The 14159-nt window shown below is 68.0% G+C and carries 15 protein-coding genes; 3 read left to right on the top strand and 12 right to left on the bottom strand.

From position 1 onward, the window contains the following. Window positions 1-469: 469 nt before the first annotated feature. The 6 genes from ACWPXK_RS19465 to mftA form a co-directional block, all read right to left on the bottom strand. The gene (locus ACWPXK_RS19465; protein WP_454197556.1) at window positions 470-1105 is read right to left on the bottom strand and encodes an MspA family porin; all 636 of its coding nucleotides are present in this window, start codon (window positions 1103-1105) and stop codon (window positions 470-472) included. A 90-nt stretch (window positions 1106-1195) separates the two neighbouring features. After that, window positions 1196-1615: a Zn-ribbon domain-containing OB-fold protein gene (locus tag ACWPXK_RS19460; RefSeq protein ID WP_454197555.1), complete on the bottom strand. Its 420-nt coding sequence runs from the start codon at window positions 1613-1615 to the stop codon at window positions 1196-1198. A gap of 184 nt (window positions 1616-1799) precedes the next feature. Continuing rightward, window positions 1800-3119 (bottom strand): mycofactocin biosynthesis glycosyltransferase MftF, encoded by a 1320-nt coding sequence (gene mftF / locus ACWPXK_RS19455; RefSeq protein WP_454197581.1) that lies wholly within the window; start codon window positions 3117-3119, stop codon window positions 1800-1802. Window positions 3120-3237: 118 nt separating this feature from the next. Further along, on the bottom strand, window positions 3238-4419 hold the full coding sequence (gene mftC, locus ACWPXK_RS19450; RefSeq protein ID WP_454197554.1) for a mycofactocin radical SAM maturase: 1182 nt from the start codon (window positions 4417-4419) through the stop codon (window positions 3238-3240). Beyond that, the gene (mftB, locus tag ACWPXK_RS19445; RefSeq protein WP_454197553.1) at window positions 4416-4745 is read right to left on the bottom strand and encodes a mycofactocin biosynthesis chaperone MftB; all 330 of its coding nucleotides are present in this window, start codon (window positions 4743-4745) and stop codon (window positions 4416-4418) included. Before mftB ends, mftC begins: the two co-directional genes overlap by 4 nt. Continuing rightward, window positions 4735-4845 carry a mycofactocin precursor MftA gene (gene mftA / locus ACWPXK_RS19440; RefSeq protein WP_454197552.1) on the bottom strand — a complete coding sequence of 37 codons (111 nt, stop codon included), beginning with the start codon at window positions 4843-4845 and terminating at the stop codon, window positions 4735-4737. The genes mftB and mftA overlap by 11 nt, the downstream gene beginning before the upstream one ends. A gap of 222 nt (window positions 4846-5067) precedes the next feature. Here mftA and ACWPXK_RS19435 point away from each other — a divergent pair, with 222 nt between their 5' ends. Next, window positions 5068-5538 carry a DIP1984 family protein gene (locus ACWPXK_RS19435; protein WP_454197551.1) on the top strand — a complete coding sequence of 157 codons (471 nt, stop codon included), beginning with the start codon at window positions 5068-5070 and terminating at the stop codon, window positions 5536-5538. 439 nt (window positions 5539-5977) lie between these two features. Here ACWPXK_RS19435 and bfr read toward each other — a convergent pair whose 3' ends face one another. From bfr to ACWPXK_RS19415, 4 genes are all read right to left on the bottom strand, one after another. After that, complete coding sequence (bfr, locus tag ACWPXK_RS19430; RefSeq protein WP_454197550.1) at window positions 5978-6457, bottom strand: bacterioferritin; 480 nt, start codon at window positions 6455-6457, stop codon at window positions 5978-5980. A 58-nt stretch (window positions 6458-6515) separates the two neighbouring features. Further along, window positions 6516-6707: a (2Fe-2S)-binding protein gene (locus tag ACWPXK_RS19425; protein ID WP_454197549.1), complete on the bottom strand. Its 192-nt coding sequence runs from the start codon at window positions 6705-6707 to the stop codon at window positions 6516-6518. 259 nt (window positions 6708-6966) lie between these two features. Further along, window positions 6967-8526, bottom strand: coding sequence for a serine hydrolase (locus ACWPXK_RS19420; RefSeq protein WP_454197580.1), 1560 nt, complete (start codon window positions 8524-8526; stop codon window positions 6967-6969). A gap of 317 nt (window positions 8527-8843) precedes the next feature. Continuing rightward, window positions 8844-10565 (bottom strand): GMC family oxidoreductase N-terminal domain-containing protein, encoded by a 1722-nt coding sequence (locus ACWPXK_RS19415; RefSeq protein ID WP_454197548.1) that lies wholly within the window; start codon window positions 10563-10565, stop codon window positions 8844-8846. Between the two features lie 174 nt (window positions 10566-10739). Here ACWPXK_RS19415 and ACWPXK_RS19410 point away from each other — a divergent pair, with 174 nt between their 5' ends. Further along, window positions 10740-11438 (top strand): TetR/AcrR family transcriptional regulator, encoded by a 699-nt coding sequence (locus ACWPXK_RS19410; protein ID WP_454197547.1) that lies wholly within the window; start codon window positions 10740-10742, stop codon window positions 11436-11438. Window positions 11439-11546: 108 nt separating this feature from the next. Further along, window positions 11547-12551: an NAD(P)H-dependent flavin oxidoreductase gene (locus ACWPXK_RS19405; RefSeq protein ID WP_454197546.1), complete on the top strand. Its 1005-nt coding sequence runs from the start codon at window positions 11547-11549 to the stop codon at window positions 12549-12551. Between the two features lie 9 nt (window positions 12552-12560). Here ACWPXK_RS19405 and ACWPXK_RS19400 read toward each other — a convergent pair whose 3' ends face one another. Together ACWPXK_RS19400 and ACWPXK_RS19395 are read right to left on the bottom strand one after the other, a co-directional pair. Beyond that, window positions 12561-12755: a hypothetical protein gene (locus ACWPXK_RS19400; RefSeq protein WP_454197545.1), complete on the bottom strand. Its 195-nt coding sequence runs from the start codon at window positions 12753-12755 to the stop codon at window positions 12561-12563. A 40-nt stretch (window positions 12756-12795) separates the two neighbouring features. Then, on the bottom strand, window positions 12796-14118 hold the full coding sequence (locus tag ACWPXK_RS19395; protein ID WP_454197544.1) for a glycoside hydrolase family 1 protein: 1323 nt from the start codon (window positions 14116-14118) through the stop codon (window positions 12796-12798). Window positions 14119-14159: the final 41 nt, after the last annotated feature.

Here is a 14159-nt window from a genome sequence, read left to right as displayed (position 1 = left end):
GCCCGTGCCCGAACTCGATAGGCGACGCCTGCGTACATCTCGGATGGTGCCGAGCAGCGCGGCCGCACCGTTCGCGATCGTTCATCGACTCGCGGTGCGAGAGCGCATTTCGGGCGGAGCCGAACAACTCGCGACTGAGCCGGCTACTGGGCGGGCACGATCGGTGTGCGTCCGCCCGGACCTGGCGCGGGCGGAACCAGCGCGCCAGCAGGCGTATTCGTGCTGGGTGTCGGCCGCGCAGGTGGGGGAGCCAGCATCTGCAATGGCAGCGGTGGCTGCGATTGCGCAGGTACGCCTCGCGACTGCGGGGCGTTGTCGCAGCCGGGAGGTCTTGCCGCGCCGGGTGATTCGCATGCCGACGGCGGACCGGTTGGAACGATGGGTTCAGCGGAGGCGGTGGCCGCGGCGATGATCAGCGAAAACGACGCACCGGCCGGCGCGATCCAACGCCGCCATCCCCGCATCCCGATCACAGCCATATCGGGTCACCGTAGACCGCGACCGAATTATCGGCCGTAGCGGTGGATATCGATACGATCGCGAACGAACGCAGGCTGACCGCGCCCGCGCACGCATCGATCTTGATCTGCACCTGATCGACGGAGATGGAACCATGCGCCCCGGCCAGCGTTTTCGTGCCGAGCGTGATGGTGCTGATGGTGCCGGGCTTGATGGTTGTCGACATGTTCGGCAGGGCCAGCGCGCTGCCGCCGACCGCGAGGCCGGGTGAGGGGGCGACGGTCACCATGGCGTTGGGGCCGATCGCCGCGGATATTCCCACGGTCAGCCCGTTGGAGACATCGGCTTGGCAGCCGATCTGGTATCCCAGCTGCAAAGTCCCCGAGTTCACCGCCTCCCGGCCCTCGCCACTGATATCTGCTGCCGCCGACAGCGTGACGAACCCTTCCCGGGTGAATGGTGTCGCGGCCAGATTGGGCACGCGTTGCACGTCTTCGGCGGTCTTGCTGATCCGCAATTCCCAGCCGTCCTCGGTGCCGACGACGCGAGATTTGTCCGCCATTTGATCGGCGGTCGCGGTGGCGGCAGTCATGCCGAACGCCGCGGTAGCAGCGATGCCGAGCATCGCTTTCATCGAGCCCTTCAACGAAATCCTTAGTGCTAGTAACAGTCTGACGTCATAGTACGGTCTCGGCCGCGCTACAGCGCCGCACCGGAAGGGTACGTCGTAGCTCGGTCACATGGCTCGACCTCGCAGCGCGGTGTGCTGATCAGAGATGATCGCGAAGACCGGGAATCCGCCTTCGGGGGGACGCAGCTGGAATTGCACACGGACCGGCCGATTCGGCGGTGGTGGTCCCGCGCCTTCGAGGGTCGTGTAGACCCACGGGCCCTCGTCGAGCTCGACGATAGCGATCGTCGATGGCACCAGTTCGCGGCGCTTGCCGTGGACGACGCGGTCCGCCACCCGCCAGGACACGATCGAGCCGGCGCCGGATGACGGCAGCCACTCGAGGTCGAAGGATGCGCACGATGGACACGCGGTCGTCAGCGGCGCGAACAGCTTGTCGCAGGTGGCGCAGCGCCGGATCATCAACGCGCGCGGTGCGCTGTAGTCGATGGCGTTCTCTGTGCGGTCCTGATGGTGTGGATACATGGGACACCTCGGCGGAATTGCTGCTGGTGGGACTGGTACCAGCGTCGTACGGGCGGTGGTGTTCCTGCGACGGTCGAATTACCGAGGGCATACGTATTTTTTTTGGATCAGCCGAGCTTGGGTCAGCGGATCTGCGCCGGATACGGCGATGAACGGCCGAGGTGGTCCGCGGCATCGACCTGCTTCAACGTCGGCCGAGCCGGGGCAACAGCGGAGCTATCGTGCGATGGCGGGCGCAGCCTGCCCAGACGCCCAGACCGTAGGCCAGATCGTCCAGGACCCGCAACAACGCCGCGCGCGGCCCCGGCCCTCTGCACAGCGCGCTGACGACCGGAGCCAGCCAGGCGGCGGCGAGCAAGGCACGGCCGCGTCGAGTCGGCAGGGCAACCGGCCACCACACGCGCCGCAGCGCGTCGGCGACCTGGCGGATGAGCCCGAGCTGGCCGGAGACCGTCACGTCGACGACCGCTCGGGCCGGTATGCCGCGTCGGTGCAGCCGACGCGCGCGCACCGCCGCGGCGATGATCGCGGGTGCCGCGCCGACCAGCGGATGACCGGCGATGGCCACGGCACACTGTGCGGCGTAGTCGCGCGGTAGGTGGGCGCAATGCAGCAGTCCTGGATGTCGCTGCGCCAGCGCGGCGGCGGAGGTGCCGTAGTGGTACCGCTGACGCAGCCACGCCGTCACGGTGGTGCGCGGCTCGTGCCGGACCACCGCAACAGGTTCGTAGCGGACGGTATGGCCGGCGGCGACCAGTCGCCACACCAGGTCCACGTCCTCGCCGTAGCGCAGGTCTTCCTCGAATCCGCCGAGAGAAACCAGGGCATCACGGCGCACGACCAACGCGGCGGACGGTACATACCGCACCCGGCCGTCGGGCCGCGCGGCGGACGGTTCGGGCCCCATATCCAGACCGGAACGCCACGCTTCGTACCCGCCGACGGGTCCGGTGGCCAGCGACCGGATCCGGGGTGCGACCGCGGCGACCGCCGGGTCGTCGAACAGTGGCAGCACGTGGTCGAGCCAGGCGGGATCCGGGACGGTGTCCGAATCGAGGAAGGCGACCAGCGGGGTGCCTGCGCGGCGCCACCCGGCATTCCGGGCAGCGGCGGGACCCCGCGCGACACCATGGCGAACAGCCGCTTTCACTATCGGCGCGGCGGAGCCGTCGTCGACGACGATGCGATCGGCGACATCGCCGATCGCGGCCAGCAGCCGCTGGAGTCCATCGGGATCGTCCTTGACCGGGACGACAACGGTCACCTCGGCGTTCGTGAACGTCCCCCGGTCTGCCACCGGATGCACCAGTCCGGCATCCAGCAGGCGGCGGGCCAGGGCCTGTTCTCGTGGATCGGCTCCGACCGGTGTGCCCGCGAGCCATGCGTCCACTCGCTGAATGCCGCTGGACCCGAGTACGAGTAGCCGGGTCGGTGATCCTCCGAGCAGTATGCGCCCGTTCCGGAACCGTCGGGTCCGGGCGTCGAGGTGCAACCGAATGCCCATGCCGGCGCTGGACACACCGTCGGCTCGGGCGATGGGTTCGGGCGCATCCTGCGTTCGCGGACGGGCGGGTCTCATGAGCACCGGATCTTCGTAGCGCGGATCGGCTCTGCGGTTCGGGTCAGCGCAGCCCGGCCAAGGGGCTGGTGTCGCAGGCGCGATCGGGTTTGGTGCTGGTGGCGCGGGTCGAGGGTATCCCGAGCCCAACCGGGCGGGGAGCCGCGACCCGGGAGTGGTCTTTGTCGGGATGGGGCCGCGTGCCGACGGCGGCGAGCGCGAATTCGGCGTTGCCCTTGACGCATTCGGGGTCGGGCCCGTCCAGGGGCAGGCCGGTGAAGAATTTCGCGGCCATGCAGCCGCCCTGGCAGGCGTCGTAGGCCGAACACGAGGTGCACGCGCCGCCGGTCTGCGGTTGCCGCAGCCGGGTGAACAGTTCGGAGGTGCGCCAGACGCTTTCGAATCCGCCGGGGTCGCGGACATTTCCGGCGAGGAACTGGTCGTGGATGGCGAACGGGCAGGCGTACACGTCGCCGATCGGGTCGATCAGGCACACCACCCGGCCGGCGCCGCACAGGTTCAACCCGGGCAGCGGGGTGGAGCCGAGCGCGTTGAGATGGAAGAACGAATCGCCGGTCAGCACCTGCTCGCCGTTGGCGACCAGCCAGTCGTAGATCTGCAACTGCTGGTCGGTGGTGGGGTGCAGGTCGTTCCATACGTCGGCGCCGCGCCCGGACGGCCGCAGCCGGGTGATGCGCAGCTGTGCGCCGAATCGGTCGGCGATGGCCTTGAATTCGTCGAGCTGGGCCACGTTGTGGCGGGTCATCACGACCGAGATCTTGAAGCCGGCGAATCCGGCGTCGGCCAGGTTCGTCATGGCCCGGTATGCTATATCGAAGGAGCCCGAGCCGCGGACCGCGTCGTTGACCTCCGCGGTCGCGCCGTCAAGGGAGATCTGCACGTCCACGTAGTCGGTGGCGGCCAGTCGCCGGGCACGCTCGGGGGTGAGGCGAACTCCGTTGGTGGAGAACTTGACTCCGACGTTGTGCGCGACGGAGTAGTCGAGCAGCTCCCAGAAGTCCGGCCGCACGGTAGGTTCGCCGCCGCCGATATTGACGTAGAACACCTGCATCCGCTGTAGCTCGTCGATGACCGCTTTGGCCTCGGCGGTGGACAGCTCACCCGGGTCGCGCCGACCGGAGGACGACAGGCAGTGTGCGCACGCCAGGTTGCACGCGTAAGTCAGCTCCCAGGTCAGGCAGATCGGGGCGTCGAGGCCGTGCTTGAAATGTTCGACCAGTTTCATCGTTCGATCCTGTTCGCAGATCGGTCGGCGGGCCGGGGCACGATGGTGGCGGCCTCGGCCAGCCCGGCGAGGGCGCCGAGATAGCGGCTGTACTCGGCCGCCGGGACCTCGGCCGCGGCGAGCGCCGCGGTCACGTCCGGCTGGTTGGCCAGCTCTCGTACCACGGCGACCAGCAGCGGTGTCTTGAGGAACGAGAGCCGACGGGTGGCGTAGTCGTAGACCAGCGCGCCGAACGGCTCCGGACGCAGCGTCACCGACGCCGCCAGCGCGTACGGCCGGGCCGGGTCGAAGACCGTGGCTCCCCTGGTGGGCGCGTCAGTAGACACCGCACATGCCATCGATCGAGACCTCCTCGACCAGCAGGTCCTCCTCGATCGCGGCGTCGTCGGCGCGTGTCGCGGTCGGGTCGGTTGTGGGTTGGCTCACGGCGTCCTCCATCGGGTTCGACAACTGCGTCTGTGTGACTGAGAGAATAATGACACAGCATGTCAAAATGGAAGGGGCAATGAGCGAACGGCGCTCCAAATCAATCGCGGCGGAGGTAGAGCTCGGCTCGAATTGCCGCCACCGGTGGAGATAATCCGCGCGACAATGTCCCGAGACATGACCCATACTCGACCCTTCACGCTCAATAGCGGAGGTAGGGGTTTGAAGCTGGCAGAGGCGTTGGCGTTGCGCGCGGATTCGGCGCGTCGGATCGAGCAGCTGCGCGCTCGCATCGTGAGCAGCGCCCGCTATCAGGAGGGGGAGGAGCCCGCCGAGGACGCGGCGGCCCTGCTCGTCGAGGCCGGGCATGTGCTCGGTGAGTACGAAACGCTGATCCGGCGCATCAATCGCACCAACGCCGCCGCGCAGATCGGCCCGGATGGCACGCTGACGGATGCGCTGGCCCGCCGGGATGCGTTGCGCCTGCGGCATTCCGTGGTCACGGCTGCGGCGGATGCGGCTGCGGGTAAGAACGAGTCCGGGTACGCGCGCCAGCTGCGGTCGGAGCTGAAGATGCTGTCCGCGTTGCCTGTCGCCGAGCTGCGTGGGCAGGCCGACGAGCTTGCCCGGGAGATTCGCGAACTCGACGTGCGGATCCAGCGTTCCAACTGGGAGGTCGATCTGCTGGACTGACCCGAAGAGGTGGAGCAGGTAGTTGTCGCGGAGGCGTGCACAAACCGCTGGGCCGACGGGTAATCGGCCACCTTTCTTGGCGCACGATGGGCAGTGCGAGGGGTTCGATTCCCTTTCTCACACCGCAGCCCAGCACCGTGCACAAGTGATAGGGCACAGCACACAGCACACCACCAGGTGCAGATCCGTGATGACGAGGGCGGGTAAGGGGCACTCCACCCGGACTGAGTATCAGAGGAGTCACGCATGCTGGTTCCGCGGCGGCGTCTGGATGGAAACCGCGACGGCCGCGGCGTTGGACGCCGCCGTCGGCTGACCCGTGGCATCCACGAGCTCGCCGGCGAGGGCGGTCCCTGTGCCGCGGCCGTCGCGCTGGCGCCGCTCGGCAGGAGAGCTGGGTACAGTCGTCCGAGCGGTCTTTCAAGCAGTCCTCACCGGTTCAGTCCCCGGGGGCCTCGGTGAAGCGCTGCAGGTACAGCGATTCGCCCAGCTTCTCCACCAGGTCGAGTTCGGTTTCCAAGTAGTCGACGTGCTGCTCTTCGTCTTCCAGGATCTGTTCGAAGATGCGAGCCGAGGTCACGTCGCCGCGGGAACGCATCAGGTCGATGCCCCGGCGGAGCCGCTCGATCGCCTCCATCTCGATGTGCAGGTCGGCCCGCAGTTGCTCCGGCACGGTCTGTCCGATGCGCAGCGGGTTGAGTTTCTGGTAGTTGGGCAGGCCCTGTAGGAACAGAATTCGGTCGGTGAGGATCTCGGCGTGTTTCATCTCATCGATGGACTCGTGACGAGTGTGCCGTGCCAGCTTCGGGAGACCCCAGTTCTCCTGCATTTTGGCATGCAGGAAGTACTGGTTGATCGCCGTGAGTTCGGCCGTGAGCTGCTCGTTGAGCAGCGTCAGGATATCCTGGTCGCCTTCCATAGGAGCGATCGTGGCACAGATCTCGCGCGGTGGCCGTCAGACCGGCGGGTGTGTCGGATCAGGCGGCCGATGGCTCGGCTCCCACCGAGGCCCGGGCGTGTCCGATCACCTCCGCCAGCCGCGACGTGCAGCTCCCGCAGCCGGGTTTCCACCCGCAAGCGTTCTTCACCTGCCTGATGGTGCCGGCGCCCGCCGAAACGCAGTCGTGCACGTCGGCTTCGGACACCGCGTTACAGATGCACACATACATGAAGCCTCACAGCACTACTGGCCTTTCCGATGAGGTTAGCCTCTACTAACGAGGTAAGCCTGCCCTATGTATATCAGGTGATCCAGCACTTGTGAAACCCGATGGTTGGGCGGACTGTCGAAGGCGGCCGTGGCCACTGGTACGCGGCCTTTCGTGCACCATGGCAGCGATGGCCTGCTCGACGTCCTTTTCCTCGGCGTGGCGCGGTCGGCGGACCCCCTAGGCCCGGCGCACTCTCCGCGCGCCGAAGCGGTGACGGTCAGGCTCGGGTGAAGACGCCGAGGTGATCGGTGTCGTAATACTCGAGCCTGAGCTTGCCGCCGTCGAAGGTCGCCTGGGAGACCGTGCCCGGGTTGGCGTTCTCGCCGGGCGGGGTGAAGACGAAAGTATCCCCGCTCCAATGTTTCAGCGGGAAGGTCATGTTCTTCGGCCCCAGGGTGAGAGTCAGGGAATTGCCGGTGATGCTGACCGTCGCCGGTCCGTAGTAGACGTTGTCATAGGTGCCCGCGTAACTCGGCAGGGGTTGCGCCGGAAGCGGATCGGGCGGCGGCTGTTTGCCGGCCAGTGCGCCCGACGGCGAGCTGAGCGGTTGGAATGCCTTCTTGTACAACGCGTGCCAGTCCTGCTGGATCTTCCCGAATTGGACCAGGTCGGCGAACTCGGCATTCAGCGTTTCCGGGACGCCGATCGGCGCCGCGTTGGTCAATGTCACGATGCCGACGTCGGCGGACGGGATCAAGGTGAACGCGGTACCCGCGCCGAGGCCGAACGCTCCGGAATGACCGAGTGTCACCCGGCCTGCGGCCGAGTCGCTGACGTTGAAGCCGAACCCGTAGAACCCGGTGCGCGCGTCCGGCGTTTTCGGCGGCGACGACACCACCTGCGGAGAGATGGCGGGCAGCAGATCCTCCGGTGGCACGAGCACCGAGCCGCCCGCGGAACCGTTCGCCAGCACCATCGCCATCCATTTGCCCAGGTCGGCGACGGACGAGCTGACCCCGCCCGCCGGCGACTGCGCGTCCGGCTGACGCGGCGGGTTCGCCACCGCGTACTTGCCGTCGACCAGGACATGTCCCTGGGCGCGGTTCGCGCGGGCGATGAAGTCGGCGTAACGCGAGCTGGTCGAATCCATCCCGAGCGGATCGTAGATGGTCTGCTCCGACAACGTCTCCCAGTCGGTGCCCGCGGCCGAGGCCACGGCGACGCCGGCCGCGGTCAGGCCGAAATTGGTGTACTCGTAGGAGTCCCGGAAGGCGCCCAACGGCAGCAGCCGCAGCCGGTCGAGCACTTGCTGACGGTCGTAACCGAGGTCTTCCAGCAGGTCACCCGCGTGATCGGGGAGCCCGGAGCGGTGCGCGTACAGGTCCCCGATGGTGACGTGCTCGGTGACGTACGGATCGGCGAGCGCGAACGACGGCAGCAATCTGCGCACCGGGGTGTCCCACTCGACGCCACCGGCGGCGATCCGACGGGCGACGACCGTCGCGCCGATCGGCTTGGACACCGACGCGAGCTGAAAGACCGAGTCCGCGTCCACCTTCTCCTTGGTAACGATGTTCCGGACACCGAAACCCTTGCTGTATATCACTTCTCCGCCGTGCACCACGGCGACCGCCATGCCGGGGATGCCGGAGGAGGCGAGCAGCCCTTCGGCGAGTTCGTCCAGTTCGGCCACCGCGTCGTCGATCCGGCCGTCCGGGATCGGCACTCCGGCAGCCTGATCGGGCATGGCCGAGGTGGACGGCGTTGCGGGGGAGGGGTCCGATTCGTCGCCGCCGCATCCCGTCACGGCAAGAACGACGGCGGTCGCCATCGCCATGGGACCGAGCAGTGCGTGCCGGAGTGTGCTCACGGATCGCCTCCTGGCTTTCGTATCGACAAAAGACCAGTTAAAGGCTAGTTGAGGCGAGTTTGCTGCGCGTGAGGTTCGGGTATGCCGTTCCGGCGGTCATGGGCAGGTCCCGGTCGGCTGGACAGCAGGCGGCTCGTGCCGCCGCTGCTGGGCGGGCGACCCGCGATGTGCGGATGACGTCCTCGAGGGCGCCGTCGGCCGGGCGGCCGAAAGGCGGAATCGAGGCGTCTCGACCCGGAAACGCGTCGTGAAATCGCCCGGTCGGGCAAACCGGCCGTCCTCTCCTATCCGGCGGCCGGTGTCTCCCGGATCTCGACGATCGGAAGCACCAGCGCCGCGGGCGAACTCGCCGGAACCACCGGCTTGACCGGCGCGACCGGGGCGATCCGCCGATACCCCGCGCCCATCGGAGGCCGCGTGTCCACCTCGCCCTTGTTCGGCCAGTACGCCGCCGCCCGCTCGGCCTGTGCGGTGATGGTCAACGAGGGGTTCACACCCAGGTTGGCCGAGACCGCCGCACCGTCCACGACGCTGAGCGTGGGGTAGCCGTACGCGCGGTGGTAGCCGTCGATCACGCCGTGCTCGGCGTCGGCGCCGATCACCGCGCCGCCGAGGAAGTGGGCCGTGAGCGGGATGTTGACGACCTCGCCCCAGCTGCCGCCGGGGATGCCGCCGATCTTCTCGGCGACCCGCCTGGTCACGTCGTTGCCGACGGGGATCCAGGTCGGATTGGGTTCGCCGTGCCCCTGCTTGCTGGTGAGTTTGCGGCCGAACAATCCGCGCTTGGTGTAGGTGGTGATCGAATTGTCCAGATGCTGCATGACCAGCGAGATGATGGTGCGCTCGCTCCAGTTCTTGGTGCTCAGGAAGCTGAGCAGGTCCATCGGATGCCGCAGCACCATGCCGAGGAAGCGTAGCCAGCGCGGGATGCGGCCGCCGCCGTCGACCATGAGCGTCTGCAGCAGGCCCATGGAGTTGGAGCCCTTGCCGTAACGGACCGGCTCGATATGGGTGTCGGGAGTGGGGTGTATCGAGGAGGTGATCGCGACACCCTTGGTGAAGTCGACGCCCGGGGCGACCTTCTTGGTCGCCGCGCCGACGATCGACTCGGAGTTGGTGCGCGTCAGCACGCCGAGCCGGTCCGACAGATTCGGCAGCACACCCTTGTCCCGCATGGCGAACAGCAGCTTCTGCGTGCCGCGCGTTCCGGCGGCGAGCACCACATGCGCCGCGGTGAACGTCTGCGGGTTCTTGCGCACCCACGCGCCGGTGCGGACGGTCGACACATCCCATGTCCCGTCGGGGTGCGGCCGGATCGCGGTGACCGTCGTCATCGGAATTACCTCGGCCCCGGCCTTTTCTGCAAGGTACAGATAGTTCTTGACCAGTGTGTTCTTCGCGCCGTACTTGCAGCCCACCATGCAGTCGCCGCATTCGACACAGCCGGTGCGGTCGGGGCCGACACCGCCGAAATACGGGTCGGGCACGGTCTTGCCCGGTTCACCGAAGAACACGCCCACCGGCGTCTGCACGAACGTGTCGCCGACCCCCATGTCGTCGGCGACGGACTTGAAGACCTCGTCGGCGGGCGTCATGTGCGGGTTGCGCACCACGCCGAGCATCTTCTGCGCCCGCTCGTAGTACGGGGTCAGCTCCTCGCGCCAGTCGGTGATGTCGCGCCACTGGGCATCCCGGAAGAACGGCTCCGGCGGCACGTACAGGGTGTTCGCGTAGTTCAGCGAGCCTCCGCCGACACCGGCGCCGCCGAGGATGAGGACGTTGCGCAACGGATGGATGCGCTGGATGCCGTAGCAGCCGAGCGCGGGCGCCCAGAGGAACTTCTTCAGCTCCCAGCTGGTCTTGGGCAGCTCGTCGTCGGCGAAGCGCCGGCCCGCCTCCAGTACGCCGACCTTGTATCCCTTCTCCACCAGCCGAAGCGCGGTGACGCTGCCGCCGAACCCCGAACCGACGATCAGCACGTCGAAATCCGTCGTCCGCTGGTCCATGTGGAACTCCTCATCGTGTCGCCCGTGACAGAGCTAACACTACTCCCGGGTAAGTAACGGTTCGCAAGTCGAGCTGGACTCCTCCGCCCGCCGCATAGGCGCTAATCGCCACCATGAAAAGAGCAATGCTCTCAATAGTTGACATCGCTCTCTCGGGCGAGCATGGTTTCTGCTATGCCCACGACACCCCGCGCCCGCGCCAGGGCTCAGACCATGAACGACATCGTCCGGATCGGGCGCGAACACCTGGCGACCGAGGGCGCGGCCGCGCTCTCTCTGCGCGCTGTGGCGCGCGACCTCGGAGTGGTTTCCTCGGCCATCTACCGGTACGTCCGCAGTCGCGACGAACTGCTCACCCTGCTCGTGGTGGACGGCTACAACGCGCTCGGCGACGCGGTGGACGCCGCGCTGGCCGACGCCGCGGAGGATCCGATCGACCGGCTGCGCGTCCTCGGCCGCACCGTGCGCGGCTGGGCGCTGACCGAACCGGCACACTACGGTTTGCTGTTCGGCACACCGGTGCCCGGCTACGACGCGCCCGCGGCGGAGACCGTCGCGCCGGGTACGCGGGTGATCGCCACCATGCAGGCCCTGTTCGCCCGCGCCTACGCGGCGGGCAAGCTTGCGGCGCCGAGCCGGGATCCGCGGGTATCCGGCCCGCTGGCAGGCAGTTTCGCGCGGATCCGGGCCGAGTTCCAGCTCGAGCTGCCCGACTGGCTGGTGGTCCGCGGCGTGACGTTCTGGGTCGGCTTGTTCGGCGCGGTGAGCGCGGACGTCTTCGACATGTACGGTCTCGAGACCTTCGCCGACCGCGACGAATTGTTCGAGCACCAACTCGATGCGCTGCTGGATATGCTCGGTTACCGCGGCTGACCCGCCATGCGTGCGGGGGAGCCCCCGACCGACCGATCGCCGGGTGACGCATCCCGGACAACGAGGACCGAGCGCGATCTCGAATTGGGCTATGTTGCGATGGAACGCGTGACGGATCATGACGAACGACTACCTCCCACGCCGGGACCGCGTGCCCCGCTCGCTTGGGCACACCGGATCGGCGCGCGGATTCCCCTGGTCAACGCACCGATGGGCGCAGTGGCGGGCGGACGGCTCGCCGCGGCGGTGACCGCCGCGGGCGGCCTCGGCATGATCGGGATGGGCAGTGCCGGATCGGTCGCGGCGCTGGAACGGGAACTGCCGCATGTCCGCGGCGTCGACGGCCCATTCGGCATCGGCCTGGTCGACTGGGTGGTCGCCGCGGAGCCCGAATTGCTGGAGGTCGCGATCGCGGCGCGGCCCGCGTTGATCTCGGTGAGTTTCGGCACCGACCTCGGCTGGGCCACCCGCGTCACGGACGCGGGGATCGTCGCCGCAACACAGGTGTACAGCGCGCAGGACGCGCGGCGTGCGCAGGACGCGGGTGTCGGCGTCCTGGTGGCCCGCGGTGTGGAAGGCGGTGGTCATGGCGCCGTGACGTCGACGCTGCTGCCACTCCTGGCAGCGGTGCTGAACGTAGCGTCGGTTCCGGTGCTCGCGGCGGGCGGAATCGGCGCACCGTCGAGCTTGGCGGCCGTGCTGCGAGCGGGCGCGACCGGAGCATGGCTGGGCACCTGCCTCGCGGCCTGCGAGGAATCGTTGCTGTCGGAGGCCGACCGGCGAGCGTTACTCGCCGCACGTGGTGAGGACACCGTCCTGACCCGCGCGTACGACGTGGGGATGGAATTGCCTTGGCCCGCCCGCTTTCCCGCGCGGGTGCTGCGAACCGAGTTCACCGATCGGTGGACCGGCCGGGAGGACGAGCTCGGCGCGGATCGGTCCGCCCGAGCGGCGCTGGCCGCCGCGATCGCCGCGGACGATCCGGCGGTGGCGCCGATCGACGCGGGGCAGGGCGTTGGTCTGGTCACGACAGTGGAACCCGCCGCGCGGGTGCTCCATCGGCTTTGGTCGGGCGCGACCGCGCACCTCGCGGACGGACCGGTCGATGGCTAGCCGACGGGTTCAGTCCTCGCTGCTCACGCGGTCGCCGACGAAGTGGATCAGGGCGGGGTCGGCGGAGGTCAGCCGGTCGACCTCCTCGCCGCCGATGCACGGGAAGAGCGCGACGGTGACCGTACCCGAGCGGCGGCCGACCACCCGCCAGACCCCGCCGGAGTCGTGCCAGCGGCGCAGGACCGCGACGGGATCGTCGGTCATCCTCTGCTTCCTCTCGGTGGCGCTGTTGATCAGGAACATGTCACCGGGGGACGGTGACGGGGTCGATACAGCTGGCGGGTACGTCGACCAATGAGCAGTCCTTCGGCGCGCGGGTGGGCCGATAGTCGGGCGCGACGCCGCCGGACCGGGTGATGGCCGAATATGCCGCTACCGCGTCGGTCGGCTTGCGGGTCAAGGTGGGATCGGTCAGCACGTCGACGGTATAGAGGCCGAAACGCGGCGTGTAGGAACCCCACTCGTAATTGTCGGTGAGGCTCCAGTAGTTGTATCCGATCAGGTTCATGCCGTCGGCCTCGGCCCGCTGGAGCCAGTAGACGGTGTCGCGGAGCGAGTCGGCGCGGCCGTATCCATCCGCGCGCGGCATACCGTTCTCCGTGGGCATGCCGTTCTCGACGATGTAGAGCGGCTTGCCGGGGAACTGGCGCGAATAGTGTTGCAGCGCATAGTAGATGCCCTCGGGCTGCAGGGGGTTCTTCCACAGCTCCGTGAAGTTCATCGTGCCGGTGATGCTGTCGGGGGACAGGCCGTAGTAGTAATCGATGCCGATGTAATCGAGTTTGGTGCCGATCTTGTCGACCAGCGGCTTGTTCACCACGTCCTCGCCGCCGGGTATGTAGGCGACGTTACTGGTTACCATCGCATTCGGTTGCGCGCGGTGAATGTAGTCGTAGATGCTGTTGTGCGCCTGGGCGATTCGGTCCTGCATGGCGGGCGCGGAGGTCGGCGCGATTCCGCCGTGGCGCAGTTCGTTCACCACATAGACCGTGGGCTCGTTGAACGTCACCCACAGCGGGTCGTACGAGGCGTAGCGGTCCACGACGGCGCGCGCGTTGGCCAGCCAATCCTCCACGATGCCCGGGTTGTTCCATCCGCCGCGGTCGACCGCCCAGCCCGGATAGACCCAGTGATCGATGGTGAGCATCGGGCGCATGCCTGCGGCAGTGATGGCGGCGACCACGTTGTCGTAGAACGTCAGTCCGTCCGGGTCCCACCTACCGGGCTCGGGCTGCAGGCGGGCCCACTCGATGCCGACCCGATAGACCTTGACGCCCAGGTCGGCCGCCAGGGCGATATCCGACCGGTAGCGCGTGTAGAAGTCGATCGAATCCCGATACGGGTCAGGCGTTTTCCCGGACGCGACGTAGCGGGACCAGTTGCTGTCAGGGGCGTGGCCCTCCGATTGGTATCCCGACGCGGCGACGCCCCAGAGAAAGTCCGGGCCCATCGGCGCCACCTGAGCCGGTGGCGCCGGCCGCGCGGAGGCTTGGGTGGTGCTCCCGATGAGTGCCGCGGTAACTGCCGCGAGCGCGGCCACGACGTGGCGGCGGCGGTGTGATCGCATCGAACTCCTGTTCCGAGACGGGTGACGGGTGCGCGTGGACC

It is taken from the genome of Nocardia sp. Marseille-Q1738, assembly GCF_965283145.1.
Note: the sequence above shows the minus strand (reverse complement) of the source record. Positions and strands in the feature narration are given on the sequence as shown.

Coding starts and splice junctions, on each gene's coding strand:
- ACWPXK_RS19460 (WP_454197555.1), bottom strand. CDS start 1,615: ATGTATCCACACCATCAGGACCGCACAGAGAACGCCATCGACTACAGC.
- mftF (WP_454197581.1), bottom strand. CDS start 3,119: ATGGGCATTCGGTTGCACCTCGACGCCCGGACCCGACGGTTCCGGAAC.
- mftC (WP_454197554.1), bottom strand. CDS start 4,419: ATGAAACTGGTCGAACATTTCAAGCACGGCCTCGACGCCCCGATCTGC.
- bfr (WP_454197550.1), bottom strand. CDS start 6,457: ATGGAAGGCGACCAGGATATCCTGACGCTGCTCAACGAGCAGCTCACG.
- ACWPXK_RS19425 (WP_454197549.1), bottom strand. CDS start 6,707: ATGTATGTGTGCATCTGTAACGCGGTGTCCGAAGCCGACGTGCACGAC.
- ACWPXK_RS19420 (WP_454197580.1), bottom strand. CDS start 8,526: ATGGCGATGGCGACCGCCGTCGTTCTTGCCGTGACGGGATGCGGCGGC.
- ACWPXK_RS19415 (WP_454197548.1), bottom strand. CDS start 10,565: ATGGACCAGCGGACGACGGATTTCGACGTGCTGATCGTCGGTTCGGGG.
- ACWPXK_RS19410 (WP_454197547.1), top strand. CDS start 10,740: ATGCCCACGACACCCCGCGCCCGCGCCAGGGCTCAGACCATGAACGAC.
- ACWPXK_RS19400 (WP_454197545.1), bottom strand. CDS start 12,755: ATGACCGACGATCCCGTCGCGGTCCTGCGCCGCTGGCACGACTCCGGC.
- ACWPXK_RS19395 (WP_454197544.1), bottom strand. CDS start 14,118: ATGCGATCACACCGCCGCCGCCACGTCGTGGCCGCGCTCGCGGCAGTT.